The sequence below is a fragment of the Paracraurococcus lichenis genome, assembly GCF_030657435.1.
Taxonomy (GTDB): Bacteria; Pseudomonadota; Alphaproteobacteria; order Acetobacterales; family Acetobacteraceae; genus Paracraurococcus; species Paracraurococcus lichenis.
Window position 1 is genome coordinate 1 of the sequence record NZ_JAUTWS010000434.1, and the last position, 593, is coordinate 593.

The following is a 593-nucleotide window of genomic DNA, read 5'->3' on the forward strand; positions in this document are numbered from 1 at the left end:
AAGAAGCCCCGTTCTTCTGTGATGCGGCGCTTCTCATGGAGGTACGCATGACGGAAAGCACGAGATTCCACCGCCGAGGTCTGCCGGCCGGTCGCAGTCGCGCCCGAGCACATCACCATAACGCACGAGGGCCTGCGGATCTCATGCGCCAAGTCCGATCAGGCGGGCAGGAAGCCGAGCTCAGCATCCTGCGCGGCTGACAGCGCTGCCAAGTTCACAAGGCTCGCAACATCGCGGATCGCTTGCCGAAAGAACTGCAGGCGCCGGTCCGCCGAGCGCTGCGGCAGGCTTGGGAGCTGACGATGCGGTCAAGGCTGAGCGGCTGCTGCGCAAGCTGGCGCGCACCCTCGAGCCCGACGTACCCGGCGCCGCCGCCTCGATCCTTGAATGCTTGGACGAGATCCTCACAGTGGTTCGGCTGGGGCTGCCGCGCGAGCTGCGTCGCTCGCTGGCCTGGACTAACATCGTCGGGAACGTTATGGGCGCGGTGCGGCGCGTCTGCCGCAACGTGATGCGCTGGCGCAGTGCCAACATGGCGCTGCGCTGGACCGCCGCGGCGATGCTCGAAGCTGCCAAGGGCTTCCGCAGGCTAA

1 pseudogene is annotated in these 593 nt (G+C 66.8%); it reads left to right on the top strand.

The features are described from left to right. Positions 1 to 200: 200 nt before the first annotated feature. A pseudogene (locus Q7A36_RS40665) lies at positions 201 to 593 on the top strand (transposase); the annotation flags it as partial.